Source organism: Streptomyces siamensis, from assembly GCF_039543605.1.
GTDB classification, from domain to species: Bacteria; Actinomycetota; Actinomycetes; order Streptomycetales; family Streptomycetaceae; genus Streptomyces; species Streptomyces siamensis.
Window position 1 is genome coordinate 117,668 of the sequence record NZ_BAABKB010000042.1, and the last position, 15,220, is coordinate 132,887.

Annotated in this window: 11 protein-coding genes; 6 read left to right on the forward strand and 5 right to left on the reverse strand. The window is 74.1% G+C overall.

The window, feature by feature from the left end; translation table 11 throughout:
- The first annotated feature begins 24 nt into the window (after window positions 1-24).
- Entirely contained in the window at window positions 25-2,889 is a 2,865-nt protein-coding gene (locus tag ABEB03_RS39010) for a glycoside hydrolase family 2 TIM barrel-domain containing protein (RefSeq protein ID WP_345657693.1), read from the forward strand.
- Complete coding sequence (locus tag ABEB03_RS39015; protein WP_345657694.1) at window positions 2,882-4,048, forward strand: MFS transporter; 1,167 nt, start codon at window positions 2,882-2,884, stop codon at window positions 4,046-4,048. The genes ABEB03_RS39010 and ABEB03_RS39015 overlap by 8 nt, the downstream gene beginning before the upstream one ends.
- A 111-nt stretch (window positions 4,049-4,159) precedes the next feature.
- Here the strand turns inward: ABEB03_RS39015 and ABEB03_RS39020 are convergent, their stop codons facing one another.
- Window positions 4,160-5,104, reverse strand: coding sequence for an AraC-like ligand-binding domain-containing protein (locus ABEB03_RS39020; RefSeq protein WP_345657695.1), 945 nt, complete (start codon window positions 5,102-5,104; stop codon window positions 4,160-4,162).
- Window positions 5,105-5,425: 321 nt separating this feature from the next.
- Here ABEB03_RS39020 and ABEB03_RS39025 point away from each other — a divergent pair, with 321 nt between their 5' ends.
- On the forward strand, window positions 5,426-6,010 hold the full coding sequence (locus ABEB03_RS39025; RefSeq protein ID WP_345657696.1) for a TetR/AcrR family transcriptional regulator: 585 nt from the start codon (window positions 5,426-5,428) through the stop codon (window positions 6,008-6,010).
- On the forward strand, window positions 6,003-6,854 hold the full coding sequence (locus tag ABEB03_RS39030; protein ID WP_345657697.1) for an alpha/beta fold hydrolase: 852 nt from the start codon (window positions 6,003-6,005) through the stop codon (window positions 6,852-6,854). Before ABEB03_RS39025 ends, ABEB03_RS39030 begins: the two co-directional genes overlap by 8 nt.
- Here ABEB03_RS39030 and ABEB03_RS39035 read toward each other — a convergent pair.
- From ABEB03_RS39035 to ABEB03_RS39045, 3 genes are all read right to left on the reverse strand, one after another.
- The gene (locus ABEB03_RS39035) at window positions 6,823-7,608 is read right to left on the reverse strand and encodes an isocitrate lyase/PEP mutase family protein (protein WP_345657698.1); all 786 of its coding nucleotides are present in this window, start codon (window positions 7,606-7,608) and stop codon (window positions 6,823-6,825) included. The genes ABEB03_RS39030 and ABEB03_RS39035 overlap by 32 nt on opposite strands.
- Window positions 7,609-7,684: 76 nt before the next feature.
- Window positions 7,685-9,415 carry a DUF2264 domain-containing protein gene (locus ABEB03_RS39040; RefSeq protein ID WP_345657699.1) on the reverse strand — a complete coding sequence of 577 codons (1,731 nt, stop codon included), beginning with the start codon at window positions 9,413-9,415 and terminating at the stop codon, window positions 7,685-7,687.
- A 420-nt stretch (window positions 9,416-9,835) separates the two neighbouring features.
- On the reverse strand, window positions 9,836-10,759 hold the full coding sequence (locus ABEB03_RS39045) for a LysR family transcriptional regulator (RefSeq protein ID WP_345657700.1): 924 nt from the start codon (window positions 10,757-10,759) through the stop codon (window positions 9,836-9,838).
- A gap of 94 nt (window positions 10,760-10,853) precedes the next feature.
- Between ABEB03_RS39045 and ABEB03_RS39050 the strand changes: the two genes are divergently transcribed.
- Both ABEB03_RS39050 and mmuM read left to right on the forward strand, forming a co-directional pair.
- A complete protein-coding gene (locus tag ABEB03_RS39050; protein WP_345657702.1) occupies window positions 10,854-11,681 on the forward strand; it encodes an oxidoreductase in 828 nt (275 codons plus the stop codon).
- Between the two features lie 410 nt (window positions 11,682-12,091).
- A complete protein-coding gene (gene mmuM / locus ABEB03_RS39055) occupies window positions 12,092-13,018 on the forward strand; it encodes a homocysteine S-methyltransferase (RefSeq protein ID WP_345657703.1) in 927 nt (308 codons plus the stop codon).
- Between the two features lie 213 nt (window positions 13,019-13,231).
- Here the strand turns inward: mmuM and ABEB03_RS39060 are convergent, their stop codons facing one another.
- The gene (locus tag ABEB03_RS39060; RefSeq protein WP_345657704.1) at window positions 13,232-14,866 is read right to left on the reverse strand and encodes a carboxylesterase/lipase family protein; all 1,635 of its coding nucleotides are present in this window, start codon (window positions 14,864-14,866) and stop codon (window positions 13,232-13,234) included.
- Between the last annotated feature and the right edge of the window lie 354 nt (window positions 14,867-15,220).

Consider the following 15,220-nt stretch of genomic DNA (forward strand, 5'->3'; position numbering starts at 1 on the left):
GTCCCTTCCACGACCGGGAGACCGATGTCTTTCCGCACCACCGCCACCGACTACGTCGAGGACGTCTCGCCGGGCAGCGGCGCCCTCCCGCCACGCGCCCGCCACCCCGCCTCGGACGCCAGGACCCTGTCGCTGAACGGCAGTTGGCGTTTCCGCCTGTCACCCACGGCCGACGCGCAGGACGACTCCTTCGCGGCGGCGGGCCACGACACCGGGGACTGGGCCGAGATCACCGTCCCCGGTCACTGGGTGCTGCAGGGCCACGGCTCGCCGATCTACACCAATCACCTCTACCCGTTCCCGGTCGATCCGCCGAGGGTGCCGACCGAGAACCCGACCGGTGACCATCTGCGTCACTTCGACCTGCCCGCCGACTGGCCCGCCGAGGGCGGCTCCGTGCTGCGCTTCGACGGTGTGGAGTCCTGCGCCCGGGTGTGGCTGAACGGCACGGACATCGGCGAGTTCAAGGGCTCCCGGCTGCCGCACGAGTTCGCCGTCGGGCACCTGCTGAAGCCGGCCGGCAACGTGCTGGCGGTGCGTGTCCACCAGTGGTCGGCGGGCTCCTACCTGGAGGACCAGGACCAGTGGTGGCTGCCGGGCATCTTCCGGGACGTCACGCTCCTGCACCGCCCGCCGGGCAGCGTCCTCGACCACTTCGTGCTCGCCTCCTACGACCACGTCGAGGGCCTCGGGACGCTGCGCGTCGACTCCGACGTCGACGGCCGGGTCGTGGTCCCCGGCCTGGACATCGACGTCGCGACCGGTGAGCCGGTGACCGTGCCGGTGCGGCCGTGGACCGCGGAGACGCCCCGGCTCTACGACGGCACCCTGGTCACCGAGGGCGAACGCGTCCCGCTGCGCATCGGCTTCCGCACGGTCGCGCTCGACGACGGCCTGATCAAGGTCAACGGCCGGGCGATCCTCTTCAAGGGCGTCAACCGGCACGAGTGGCACCCGGAGCGGGGCCGCGCACTCGATCCGGAGACCATGCGCGAGGACGTGCTGCTCATGAAGCGGCACAACATCAACGCCGTGCGCACCTCGCACTACCCGCCGCACCCCGCCTTCCTCGACCTGTGCGACGAGTACGGGCTCTGGGTGATCGACGAGTGCGACCTGGAGACCCACGGCTTCACCGAGCAGGCCTGGCGCGACAATCCCGTCGACGACGAACGCTGGACGCCTGCGCTGCTCGACCGGGCGGCCCGGATGGTCGAGCGCGACAAGAACCACCCGTCCGTCGTCGTCTGGTCGCTCGGCAACGAGGCCGGCACGGGGCGCGGCCTCACCGCGATGGCCGACTGGATCCGCGGCCGGGACGGCTCACGGCTGATCCACTACGAGGGCGACCCCGACTGCCGCGACACGGACATCTACGCGCGGATGTACGCCGGGCACGCGGAGGTCGAACGGATCGGCCGAGGCCTGGACGGCGGCACCCACAAGCGGCGCGGACTCCCCTTCATCCTGTGCGAGTACGCGCACGCCATGGGCAACGGCCCCGGCGGGATCGCCGACTACCAGCGTCTGTTCGAGTCCTACGACCGTATCCAGGGCGGCTTCGTCTGGGAGTGGATCGACCACGGGATCAGGGACGAGCGGTACGGGTTCGCGTACGGCGGCGACTTCGGCGAGGAGCTGCACGACGGGAACTTCGTGTGCGACGGGCTGCTCTTCCCCGACCGCACGCCGTCGCCCGGACTCGTCGAGTACAAGAAGGTGATCGAACCGGTCCGCATCGACGGCGACGGTCCGGCCGGGACGGTGCGCGTCACCAACGGCTACGACTTCGCGGACCTGTCCGGGCTGGCCTTCGAGTGGTCGTTCGAGGTCGACGGGGTGAGCGTCGAGTCGGGTGCGCTGTCGGTGCCCGCGCTCGGCCCGGGCGATTCCGCGGACGTCAAGCTGCCGGCGCCGTCCGCGGACGGGCGCGGGGCCGAGACACGGTGGACGGTGCGGGCCGTGCTGGCCGAAGGGACCGCCTGGGGCCCGCGCGGTCATGTGGTGGCGTGGACCCAACTGCCGGTCAGCGAACACCCGTTGCCTCGTGTCGCGCAGACCGACGGTCCGGTGCTCGGCCTGCGGGACATCACTCTCGGCCCGGCCGCCTTCGACGCCCGTACGGGTGCGCTGCGGACGATCGGCGGAATCGATGTCACCGGTCTGCGCCTGGACGTCTGGCGCGCGCCGACCGACAACGACAACGGCGCGCACTGGCAGCCGGACGCGCGCCACGGCCCGCTGTGGCGCGGCCTGGGCCTGCACAGGATGCGTCACCGGCTGGACGCCGTGGAGCTGGGCGACGACGCACTGACCGTACGCACCCGGGTCGCGCCGGCCGGCCGGGAGGCCGGCCTGCGCACGGTGTACCGGTGGACGTCCGACGGGACACGGCTGCGGCTCACCGTGTCCGTGGCACCCGAGGGCGCGTGGACGCTTCCGCTGCCGCGCCTGGGGATCCGGCTGGGGCTCACGGGTCCGGCGGACCGTGCGGTGTGGTTCGGCGGTGGCCCGGGTGAGGCCTATCCGGACACCGGGTCGGCCTCGATGCTGGGGCGCTGGGAGTCCTCCGTGGAGGACCTCCAGACGCCGTACGTACGTCCGCAGGAGAACGGCGCCCGGGCCGACGTGCGCCGGGCGGAGATCGGCGGCCTGCGCGTCGAGGGCGAGCCCGCCTTCTGGTTCACCGCGCGCCGCTGGACGACGGAACAGCTCGACGCCGCCGACCACCTGACGGACCTGGTGCCCGGCGACACGGTCTGGATCAACCTCGATCACGGGCAGCAGGGCATCGGTTCGCAGTCGTGCGGCCCCGGCGCCCTGCCCCAGTACCGACTGCACGCCGGCCCGGCCGAGTTCTCGTTCGTCTTCTCGGAGATCCATGACTGACACCCTCACGCCCGTCGCGGCCGGCCGGCTCTTCAGCCGTCCGGCCGCGGTCGCGTCCTGTGTCGCGTTCGTCCTCATCGGCATGCTCCAGGCGCTCTACGGCCCCGCCGTGCCCGGGGTGCGCGAGGAGTACGGGCTGTCCCCGTCCGGCGCGGGTCTCGGTCTGAGCCTGCACTTCGCCGGTGGCGTGGCCGGCGTCCTCGCCTTCAACGCGATCCACTCCCGGATCAGCAACAGGACACTTCTGTCGGCGAGTTACGCCTTGATGGCCCTGGGCGGGGCGGGCTTCGCCCTCGCTCCGGACTGGCCCTCGGCGCTCGCCGCCGCCTTCCTCGGCGGCCTCGGCTTCGGCGGCATCGACTACGGCCTCAACCAGCTCTTCGCCGTCGGCTTCGGCGACCGCTCGACAGCCATGCTCAACGTCCTGAACGCCCACTTCGGCATCGGCGCGGTGCTCGGGCCCGCGCTCATCGCCTGGCTGGGACCCGCGAACTACACGTACGCCTTCGGGGCCTGCGCCCTGCTGGCGGCGGCACTCGTCCTGTGCACGGGAGGCGTCCGTACGGCGACCGCGGACGCGACCGCACCGCCGCGGACCTCCGCGCCGCTCGGCCCGTCCCGGATCCTCGTCGGCTTCCTCGCCCTCTACATCCTCAACGTCGGGGTGGAGGCGGGTGTCGGCGGCTGGGAGCCCACGCATCTGGAGACCGTCGGCTACGGCACGTCGGTCGCCGCGTCCGCCACCGCCGTCTACTGGCTGATGATGACGGCGGGCCGCTTCCTCGTCGTGCCGGTCACACTGCGGTACACGCCCGAACGCATCCTCACGGTCTGCGCCGCCGGGATGACGGTGTGCCTGCTGCCGGCGCTCGTGAAGGGGGCGGCTCCGGTGGCGTACGCGGGGGTGGGCCTGTTCATCGCCCCCGTCTTCCCGACCGGGCTGACCTGGCTCAACCGGGCCCTCCCGCAGGCGAAGCGGGCCGGGGCGTGGGTGATCGCCGCCTCGATGATCGGCGGTGTCGCGGCGCCCCCGCTGCTCGGCGTGGGCATCGAGGCGTCCGGGATCCACGCGGTGCCCTGGCTGCTGACGGCACTGTCCGCCGCGTCCCTCGCGGCGACCGTGTGGCTCATCACGCTGACCCGGAGGACGGCGCGGTGAGGGGTGGCACCGGCCCCTGTCGGTCACCGTGATTCCGCTGGGCCACGACGTGTCACCGCTGCCCCGGCCGCCCCCGTACGGTCAGGTTCCGTGTGCGGCCGAGGTGTCCGGTCACGGCCGCTCGTGCCGCAGTTCGCGCGCCGACCGCCCGTACTGCGCTCGCAGTGCGCGCGCCAGATGGCGCGGGTCGTGGATGCCCCAGCGCGCGGCGACCGCCGCCGTCGTGCGGCTGTCGTGGGCCGGGTCGAGCAGGTCGCGGCGAACGCGCGCGAGACGCTCCCGGCGGAGCCAGGCCGCGTAGGGTTCACCGGTCCGCCGGAACAGCCGGTGCAGCTGGCGCGCCGAGATGCCGTGGGCCGCGGCGGCCGAGTCGACGCACAGGGACGGGTCGGAGATGTTGGCCAGCGTGTAGACGCGGATGCGGTCCACCAGGGCGGTCTCGGTGTCCATCCGGCCGGGTACCGCGCCGTCCGTGAAAGCCGCGACGAGCAGGGACACCAGGGCGTCGCCCAGATGGGCTCGCTGCGCTCCGGACAGTTCGTCCAGGTGCCGGCCGAGGCCGTCGAGGAAGGCGGAGAGCACGGCCTGCGCACCGGACCCGGCCGGCAGCCGCCTGGCCGCCCGGCCGGCGACGGCGTCCGCGTGACGGCCGAGCTCGGTGCGCGAGATGCCGACGGCCGTCACGTCACAACCGTCGGCGACCGCGAGCCGGTAGGGCCGCGTCATGTCCAGCACCACGAAGTCCCCGCCGTGCGCACGCGACTGCAGGCCGCCCTGGTCCACCGCCGCGGGTCGTGGTGACCGGTGCAACGTGATCTTCAGCAGTTCGGGGTCGGTGGAGGTGATCACCCGGGGGGTCCGCGCGACGAGGTGCCCGGAGCCCCGGATGCGCGCCACGGACAGACGCCCGACGGCCACCGCGTCGATGTCGGCGCGGAACCCGTCCACGCCGTTCGCGGTCACCGCGAGCGGGGCGAGGATCGTGGACGCCGCGGTCTGCAACTGGCCCACGGTGGCCCGGCGTACGTGCAGGGCTCCTAAGTGAGGGTCGTTCACGGGGCTGCCCCCTTGTCACCGCGCCGCGCACGGCGCGTGCCGCGAATCCTTCACTGCGTGGACGAGAACGGCGGGTGTCCGGTTCCGTGGCGCGGATCGGCGACACCACGGGCGGGAACCGGAGACTCGGCCGGCGGCGGCGTGCGTAGCGTGGTGCGAGGGGAGCGATGTCGGCTGGGACCTTCGCGATGGTTCCAGCCGACTGCCACCGTGCCGCGGCCTCGGCCCGCCCTTCCCTGACTTCGTACACTAGGATGTTTCCTAGATGGTCTAGGAAACATCGGCGGACAGCCCGCCGGTGGCACGGAGGGGCGGTCAGTCATGGTGCGCGCAGGGCTCACCACCGAGCGGGTCGTGGAAGCCGCGGCCGACCTCGCGGACGAGGTCGGGTTCGAGAACGTCACCGTCTCCGCGCTCGCGCGCAACTTCGGGGTGAAGGACGCGAGCATGTACTCGCACGTCAAGAGCGTGCAGGACCTGCGGTCCCGGATCGCGCTGCGCGCGGCCGGGGAGATGATCGACCGGATCGCCACCGCCGTGGCCGGACGGGCAGGCAAGGACGCCCTGGTCGCGTTCGCCGACGCGTATCGCGCCTACGCGCTGGAACGCCCCGGGCGCTACCGGGCCACGCACATGCAGCTCGACCCCGGTCTGGTCCCGGAGTCCACCGCCCGGCGCACCGCAGAGGTGACCTACGGGATGCTCCGGTGGTACGGACTGTCCGAGCCCGATCTGACCGATGCCGTGCGCCTGCTGCGCAGCACCTTCCACGGCTACTGCCACCTCGAATCCATCGGCGGCTTCGGTGCGCCCCGTGACGTCCAGGCGTCCTGGGAACGCGCGCTGGACGCCCTGCACATCGCCCTGGAGCACTGGCCGCGCGCCGAGGAGGACGACCGTGCCTGAGTTCCACCACTCCGTGTGCGGCAGTGGTCCGGTGCTGCTGCTCGTCCCCGGCGGGGCCGGGCATCCGATGGGCCTGGAGGGCGTCACGGCGCGCCTCGCGGAGCGGTTCACCGTGGTGACGTACGACCCGCTCGGGCTGTCGCGCGGGCCCGTGGACGAGCCGGTCGGGGACCAGCGGGTCGAAGCGTGGAGCGAGAACGCCCGCCGGCTCCTCGACACGGTCCTGCCGGCCGGCGACTCCGCCCATGTCTTCGGCACCAGTTCCGGCGGCATCGTCGCCCTGGACCTGCTGACCCGTTTCCCCGAACGCGTCCGACGCGTGGTCGCGCACGAACCGCCGACGGTCGAGGTGCTCCCCGACCGGGAGGCGCAGCGCGCGATGGTTCGCGAGGTGGACGCGATCTGCCGTACCGAGGGCGTGGCGCGGGCCGTCGAGCGCCTGGGCGCCGGACTGGAGGGGCGCCCCTGGCAGCCCGGGCCCCGGCAGGCGACGGCGGCGGACGGCGCCGACGCCCCGCCGTCGGGGCGGGCCGGCGAGGGAGGCGGCGCACCCGGCCCGGACACCCCGCTGGGCCTGTTCCTCGCCCATGTCCTCAGCCCGTTCGCCACCCACGCGCCGGACGTGGACGCCCTGAAGGGGCTCTCCCCGCGGCTCGCACTCGGCGTGGGGCGGGACTCACGAGGTCAACTGCCTCGCCGCACGGCCGAGTCGCTCGCCGGGCTCACCGGCGCGGAACTGGTGGAGTTCCCCGGCGGCCATCTGGGCTGCCTGGAACACCCCGTGGAGTTCGCGGACCTGCTGGCCGGCACGCTCATCGGCCCGCGGGACCGGTCCGGGGGCTGAGCGCCTGCACCTCGTCGTAGGTCGGCGCGTCGCCCCGCGGCCGGCGTCCGGCCCGGATGTCCTCGACCGTGTCCAGGACGGCGCCCAGCGCCCGCCGGTACAGGAGCGATCCGAGGCTGACCCGGCCGACGCCGAGCTCGCCGAGGTGCGCGACGGTCGGCCCCGAGGGCGAGAAGAGGATGTTGAGCGGGACGTCCAGCGTCCTCAGCAGACCCGAGATGCGCGCCGGGTCGGTCAGTCCCGGCACGAACACGCCGTCGGCACCCGCCTCTTGATAGACGTCGAGGCGGCGTTCCGTCTCCCGCGGGTCGCCGTCGGCCAGCCAGTACGTGTCGGTGCGGGCGTTCACGAAGAGGTCCGGCACGGCGGCCTTCACCGCGGCGATCTTCTCGGCGTGCAGTCCGGCGGGACCCAGACCGTCCTCCAGATTGATCCCGGCGGCCCCGGCGGCGGCGAGCTCCCGCGCCAGCTCCGCCACCTCGCCGGGGTCCCGGCTGAACCCGTCCTCGGCGTCGACGGACAGGAGACAGGGGACCGTGCCGAGACTCCGGGCCAGGGCCGTCGTCAGGTCCCTGGTGGCCGCCGCCCCGTCGGGCAGCCCCGCGGCGGCCGCCACGCCGAGGCTCGTGGTGCCGACCGCCGCGAATCCCCGGTCCGCGAGCAGGGCCGCGGAAGCGTGGTCCCAGGCGTTGGGCAGGACCAGCGGCGCGTCGGAGTGGTGCAGCGCCGCGAACGGGGTACCGAGGGAGGTCATACGGCCACGCTAGCGGTGGAACACTTCGGCGGCCGCCGAACCGTACCCGGGGCCACAGGCCGGCAGCGGCGCGGGCTCACACGGGCGTCACCGTCCACGCCGACGGCTCGGACCGCTCGTCCGGCGCCTCGAACCGGAACCGCGCCGACGGGCCCCCGGGCCAGTCGACGGACAGCTCGCGGGCCTGCGACACCTCCACGGACACCTGGTCCCCGAGGGGCCGGGGGTGCGCGTCGCCGGTGAGCCGGGCCACGGCGACGAACAGAGTGGGCCCGTCACCCGTGACACCCGTGGTGCCGGCCGGGGCGGACTCCTCCGACAGGCCGTGGACGGGCAGGAGTTCGGCCCGCAGCCCCTTTGGCGCCGTCCAGCCCGTGACCCGTACGCCGGTGCCGGGGGCCGCCCCGGTCACCAGGTGCGCGCGCACCTCCACCGCCCCGTGCGCGACCACGAGACTGACGACCCGGGTGTCCCCGGCGACCCTGTGCCGGGAGGCGGCCCAGCCCTCCCCGACGCCCAGCGGCTCGATGTCCGTGCGGCCCGGGTCGCCGTCGACGACGACGCTGTTGTCGTACGTGGGCGCGGGCGCGGGTCGCGTCGCCGTCGAGTAGGCGAGCCGGGTGTAGAACGGGTCGTAGCGGGCGTCCTCGCTGCCGTGGTTGTGCAGGCGGACGACGCCGTCCGAACCGGTGCTCTGGAGCAGCCAGTTGGGCGGACCGACCGGGGTGACGGCGTCGGCCCGCTCCGCCGGGCCCGGCTCCTCGCGGGCCGTCCACACCTCGTGGTCGGGCGGCAGGAGCAGCCCGACGAAGGCCTTGCTCGCCCAGTACGGGGACGCCGGGCCCGAATAGCCCTGCAGGAACGCCTCGTCGGGGCCGTGCCAGCCGAGGGTGAGCAGACCGCGGTCGTCGACGGCGCCGTGGTCGAGGAAGTGACGCAGGGCGCCGGAGGCCAGCCGCCGGGTCTCGCCCGGGGACAGGGGGGTGCGGCCGGTGAGCGCGCCCAGCCACAGGGGGGACGCGGCCGCGAAGCGGTAGGTCAGGGAGCGGCCCTGGAGCATGGGGGCACCGTCGCCGCCGAACAGGCGGGCGTAGTCGGCGAGATGGGTCTCCAGCCTTGTGCCGTACAGGTCCAGGAGGCGGCTGTCGTCGGACAGCCAGGCGTGCAGCACCGGATACAGGTGCATGGCCCAGCCGTTGTAGTAGTCGAAGGCGCGGCCGGGACCGTCGCTGTACCAGCCGTCGCCGAGGTACCACTGCTCGATGCGCGCGAGTCCGCGGTCCACGGCGGCGCGCGCCGCCTCGGGTTCGTGGCCGATCTCCTGGAGGAAGCCACCCACGGTGACGGGGAACAACTCCCAGTTGTTGGGCCAGGGTTCGGCGGTCAGCGCGTCACCGAGCCAGTGGGCCGCCCGCTGCCGGACGCGGTCGTCCAGCCGGTCCCACAGCAGCGGCCGGGTCAGGCGCAGCGCGAGGGCGATCGACGCGGCCTCCACCAGGGGCTGGCTGCGGTCCTCGACGCGTGGCCAGACGCCCGCGGTTCCGGCCGCGAGACCGTCCGCGTACCTTTCGAGGGTCTTCTCGTCCTGGCGGAAGGCGGCGATCAACAGGGTGCGGGCGTAGCCCTCCAGGCCGTCGGAGAGCCGGCCCGACCAGCTCCCGTGATCACCGGGCAGGTGGTAAAGGGCACGGTCCTCGGTGGCGTAGGGCTCCACCGCGGCCAGCAGCGAGTCCGCGGCGGCCTCCCAGTGGGCGCGGGTGTATCCGGTGCGGGGGCTGAGTGCGGTGTCGGGCGGCGGCAGGTGCATCAGTGGTTCCAGTCCTTCCGGCGGGCCTGGGGCGCTCCGGTTCCGGTCGGGGCGCCCCAGGAGTCCATCCCTCCCGCGCCAGGCCCTCGGACACCGGCCGGCGGGTACCGAGTCCGGCCCGGACGGACCCCGCCGCGGACGGTGGCGCCGTGCACGGCGGCTCGGGTGCCGAGCGCGGGCCGCCCGCTCCGATCACGAAAGGACCTGGCCGCTGGACCGTATCGCCTGGGGGCAAGCGCTTTCTAGTGGTCGGTCGCTTTTCGCAGGACCGTGGCCACCGGCAGGTCGTCCCGTCACGATCGGCAGGTCGCCCTGTCTCCACCGGCAGGTCGTCCCCTCGGCGGCGACGGGTCATCCCGTGCGGCGGCCACGGATCACCCGGTACTCCGGCCACAAGTCGTCCGGCACACCGGCCACGGATCATCCGGTGCGGCGGCCCGACACCAGGCGGCCCGACGCCAGGCGGCTCGCCTCGGCGTAGGCCCGCACCAGCGGTCGCCGGTCCCCGGCCAGCCAGGCCAGCGCGAGACGGCTCGGCGCGACACCGCGCACGGGCCGGGTGACGACGCCGCCCCGGGTGAGCAGCGGCGCGTTGCCCGCGGCGAGCAGACAGACGCCCCGGCCGTCCACCAGCGCCTCGTACGTCTCGTCGGCACTCGCGGCCTCCGCGCCGATCAGGGCCGGGCGCCCCGCGCGGGCGTCGAGGGCGAGCCAGTAGTCGCGCAGCACCCCGGCCGACTCAGGGATCGCGATGAACGGTTCGTCGAGCAGGTCCGCGAAGTCGACCTCCGGGCGGTCCGCGAGGCGATGCGTGTCCGGCAGCGCGACATGACGCGGTTCCTCGGCCACCACCACCCACGCGTAGCGCTCCTCGTCCGGCACCGGCAGCCACACGAACGCGGCGTCGACCGAACCGTCCGCGAGCCCCGCGCTGGAGTCCGTCCAACTCACCTGCCGCAGTTCGACCTTGGCCGCCGGACACGTCTCACTGAACCGGGATCTGATCGCGGGCAGCAGTCCCCCGCGGCCCGGGCTCGTGCTCATCCCGACGACGATCGTCGCCTGCTGCTCGGCCTTGGCCCGCTCCACGGCACCGGAGGCCGCCGCCCAGTCGGCGAGCATCCGCCGCGCGTACGGCAGCAGGGCGGCGCCCACCGCCGTCAACCGCACATCTCGCCTGTCCCTCTCGAACAGATCGGCGCCCAACTGCCGTTCCAGGGCACGGATCTGCTTGCTCAGGGCGGGCTGGGAGACGAAGAGGCGCTCCGCGGCGCGCGTGAAGTGCAGTTCCTCGGCGACCGCGACGAAGTAGCGCAGGTCCCTGCCGTGCACGTCCATGGCCATAACCATTGGTTATCACGAAGGGTCTTGGACGGGCGACACGGTTCGCGGAGAAGCTCGGTGCATCGACAGCACGACCTGTACGAGGGAGTCGGACATGAGCAAGGTATGGCTGGTCACCGGCGCGAACAGCGGCTTCGGCCGGGCGTTCACCGAAGCGGCCGTCGCGGTGGGGGACGTGGTGGTGGCGACGGCCCGCAGGCCCGAGGCGCTGGCCGATCTCGTCACGGCCCACCCCGACCAGGTCGAGGCGGTCGCCCTCGACGTCACCGACCAGGCGCGCATCGACTCCGTGGTCGCCGATGTGGTGCGGCGGCACGGACGGATCGACGTCCTGGTGAACAACGCCGGCCGCACCCATGTCGGCGCCGCCGAGGAGACCACGGACGGCGAACTGCGGTCGCTGTTCGACCTGCACTTCTTCGGACCCGCCGCGCTGGTCCGCGCGGTCCTGCCGCACATGCGGGAGCGCCGCTCGGGCGCTGTCGTACAGATGAGCAGCATGGGCGGGCAGATGACCTTCCCCGGGTTCTCCGCGTACTGCGGCACCAAGTTCGCATTGGAGGGCTTCTCCGACGCGCTGGCCGCGGAGGTCGCTCCGCTGGGCATCAAGGTGCTGATCGTCGAGCCGGGGTCGTTCCGCACGAATCTGCTGGGCGGTGCCACCACGAGCGACCAGATCGCCGACTACGCGGACACGGTCGGCCCGACCCGCCGGGCGATCGCCGCCGGTGACGGCGACCAGCCCGGTGACCCCGCGAAGGGCGTCGCGGCGGTGCTGGCGGCGCTCGCCGACGTGAACACTCCCCTGCGGCTGCCGCTCGGCGGCGACGGTGTCGACGCCGTGGTCGGGCACCTCGACGCGCAGCGCACGGAGATCGCCACCTGGGAGAAGGTGGCGCGGGACACCGCGTTCGACGCGTGACGGCACCCGCGTGACGTCGCGGCGGTCGCCCCGGCCCGGATCGGCGCCGGGGCGATCGCGTTCCCGCCCCGACCGAGAAGCCCCCGCTCGCGGCAGGACGCCCGTACTCCGGTGCCCCGGGCCGCAGCGACCGAGTGCCCCGGGCCGCAGCGACCGAGTGCCCCGGGCCGCGGCGACCGAATGCTCCGGGCCGCGGATCCGAAGTGCTCCCGCCCGCAGGCCCGGACCCACCCGGCCGCGGGCACCGTGCGCTCCCGCCACAAGTGGGGACCCACCCCGCCCACAGGCCCGGACGCACCCGCCCGCAGACCCGGCGTCGCGGGCTGGTCGACGCGTCCCGCATCGTGGGCCGGTCGTTCACCAGATGGACGGGACCGGATGCCGCCCACCGCATCGACTAGCGTCGTGACATGACCAGCGACACCCCCCGCACCCTCGCCGAGGCGCTCTCCCGTGGCAGCGTCGTCCTGGACGGCGGCATGTCCAACCAGCTCGAATCGGCCGGGCACGACCTGAGCGACGCGCTGTGGTCGGCACGGTTGCTCGCGGAGCGACCCGAGGCCGTCGTGGAGGCGCACCTCGCCTACTTCGAGGCGGGCGCGGACGTGGCGATCACCGCCGGCTACCAGGCGACCTTCGAAGGATTCGCCCAGCGCGGCATCCCGCGGGACGAGGCCGCCGAGCTCATCGGCCTGAGCGTCGCGCTCGCCCGCGAGGCGGCCGGACGCGCGCGGGCGAAGGGCGTCGCACGGCCGCTGTGGGTGGCCGCTTCGGTCGGGCCGTACGGGGCGATGCTCGCGGACGGTTCGGAGTACCGGGGGCGATACGGGTTGAGCGTCGAGGAACTGGAACGGTTCCACCGGCCGCGCCTGGAGGTGCTGGCCGCCGCCGGACCCGACGTACTGGCCCTGGAGACCGTGCCCGACGCGGACGAGGCGCGGGCACTGCTCAGGGGGGTGCGCGGTCTCGGCGTGCCCGCATGGCTGTCGTACAGCGTCGCCGGGGACCGGACGCGCGCCGGGCAGCCTCTGGAGGAGGCGTTCGCCCTGGCCGCCGACGCGGACGAGGTGATCGCGGTCGGCGTGAACTGCTGCGCGCCCGAGGACGTGGACGGCGCCGTGGCCACCGCCGCGCGCGTGACGGGGAAGCCGGTCGTGGTCTACCCGAACAGCGGTGAGGCGTGGGACGCCCGGGCACGGTCGTGGACCGGCCGCTCCACGTTCACCGCCGAGCAGGTGACGGGGTGGCAACGGACCGGGGCCCGCCTCATCGGCGGCTGCTGCCGGGTGGGCCCCGATGCGATCGCCGGGATCACCCGGACGCTGAAGCCCGCCTGACCCACCGGCCCGCACCCGGCTCCGGGGACCGGTCCGGGCTCGGCCTGGGCCGACGCACCACGGCCGGACCGGGCGCACCAACGCCGGGCCATGCGCGCCACCCCCGGACCATGCGCACCACCCCCGGACCGGTGGCGCCCGCCCCCCTGCGCCACGGGCAAGCTCCTCGCCCGGCGCAGGCGCGCCGGGCGGGGACCGGCGGCGGACCCGGCCTCAGGACCGCCGGGCGCGGCCCGAGTTCCGCAGGCGCCGTACCGCCGACAGTGGTGCCGCTCCCCACATGGGCAGTCCGCCGGACGCGCGCGGCACCGGGGCGGACTCCGTGGCGCCGGTCGGGTCGGCGGGCGGCGCGGGCCGGACCGACTCGGCGTCCCACAGGGCGAGTTCGCGGTCGCGCGGCCCGTGGACGGTGTACGGTTCGCCGCTGCCGAAGACCCGCACCGGATGTGTGTCGTCCCAGGTCTGCCACCCGGGTGCGCCGTCGACGGCGAATCGCACCCACGCGGAGTGCATCGCGTCGGCGAGTTCCTGCGGGGCGCCCTCGCCCGCGAGTCGCTCCGACTCGGGCACGTCGGAGGTGTCGAAGACGAAGCCGAGCTCCAGGGCGTGGCAGGCACCGAGGTCCGGCACGTTCGAGGGCCACGCGAACTCGTAGACGTACGAACGGGACGGGCCGCCGCGGGCGTCCGCGAGCCGGTGCAGCGGGACGCGCAGCAGGTGGTCGGTGACCATCTGGCCCACCAGGTCCGCGGTGCTCACGGCCGGGTGGAGGGCGCGGTAGCCGCGGGGCACCTCGTGGCCGCAGCGGCAGCGGGCCATGGCCCCGGCCAGCGCGACGGGCCCGAGCCGGTCGACGCTCTCCAGGAGCCCGCCGGGCACCAGCCACAGCCGGTACTCCTCGCTGGTCCAGCCCATCAGGAGGTCGACGTCGGGTGAGGCACCGCCGATGAGGGCCTCCAGCGGGTCGCGCGGGACCAGGTCGCCGTCGACGACGATGCCGAACGCGGGTCCGCCGAGGACGGGACTGCTGAGTCTGCCCACGTCGGCCTGGGTGCGCAGCAGCAGTTCGCGGTCGACGGCGGCGAACGCCTCCGCGGTGGCCGGGACCTTCAGCCGGGCGGCCATCCGGCGGACCATCCGGCGCACCTTGTCGCGGTCGCCCGCCTCGGGAGGCCCGCTCTGCAGGACGGCCCGGTGGAACAGGCCCCGGGCCCGTGGGGCGGCGAGCAGCGCGCCGATGCTGATGGCTCCGGCCGACTCGCCGAAGACGGTGACGCGGTCCGGGTCGCCGCCGAACTCGGCGACGGATGCCCGCACCCACTCCAGCGCGGCCAGTTGGTCGCGCAGTCCCGGGTTGGCGGGCGCGTCCGGGAAGAGGCCGTAACCCTCCACCCCGAGACGGTAGTTGAGGGAGACGAGGACGACGCCGTCGCGGGCGAAGGAGTGACCGTCGTAGACGGGTACGGCCGAGGAACCGCGGGTCAGGGCCCCGCCGTGGATCCACACCATGACGGGCAGCCGGGCGCCGCGCCCCGGTTCCGGGGTCCACACGTTGAGGTTGAGGCAGTCGTCGCCGGGCACGACGGGGTCGGCGAGCAGCCGCGCGAAGGCTTCGGAGTACGGCGGCTTGGGCGGGGTCGGTCCGAAGGCACCCGCGTCGCGGACGCCGTCCCAGGGCTCGGGCGGAACCGGTGGCAGGAACCGGCGGGGGCCGAACGGCGGGGCCGCGTACGGGATGCCGCGGAAGACCGCGACGCCCTTCTCGTACCGGCCGCGCACCGCCCCGTACGGGGTGGCGACGACCGGGTCGTGCGCCGGGAGATCCGCGTCCGCCTCGTCCACCGCCATCCGAGCACCAGCTCCTCACGCTCCGAACCGTTCACCTCAGAGCACCACATCGCCCCCCGGTATTCCTGCCGACGTCCCCATTCGGCGGACACGCCCAGAAGTTGGGCCCGGGGTGTCCGCAGTCGCTCGGGCCGGTGTCGCAGCCGTTCGGGGCGGTGTCGCAGCCGTTCAGTGCCGGGTCGCGTCCGGGATGCCGAAAGTTTCGGCGGGACCCCATTCCATGAACGCCTGCCGCTTCCCGCCGTGTCCGGCCGGGCTTAATGTAGGAAGCGCTTGCTATCCCGGCGGGGCGTCCGTCCCGCGGGCAGCACTGTCCGAAACTTTCGATGGCCCGCGGGGGCCGGAGGGGCGGGT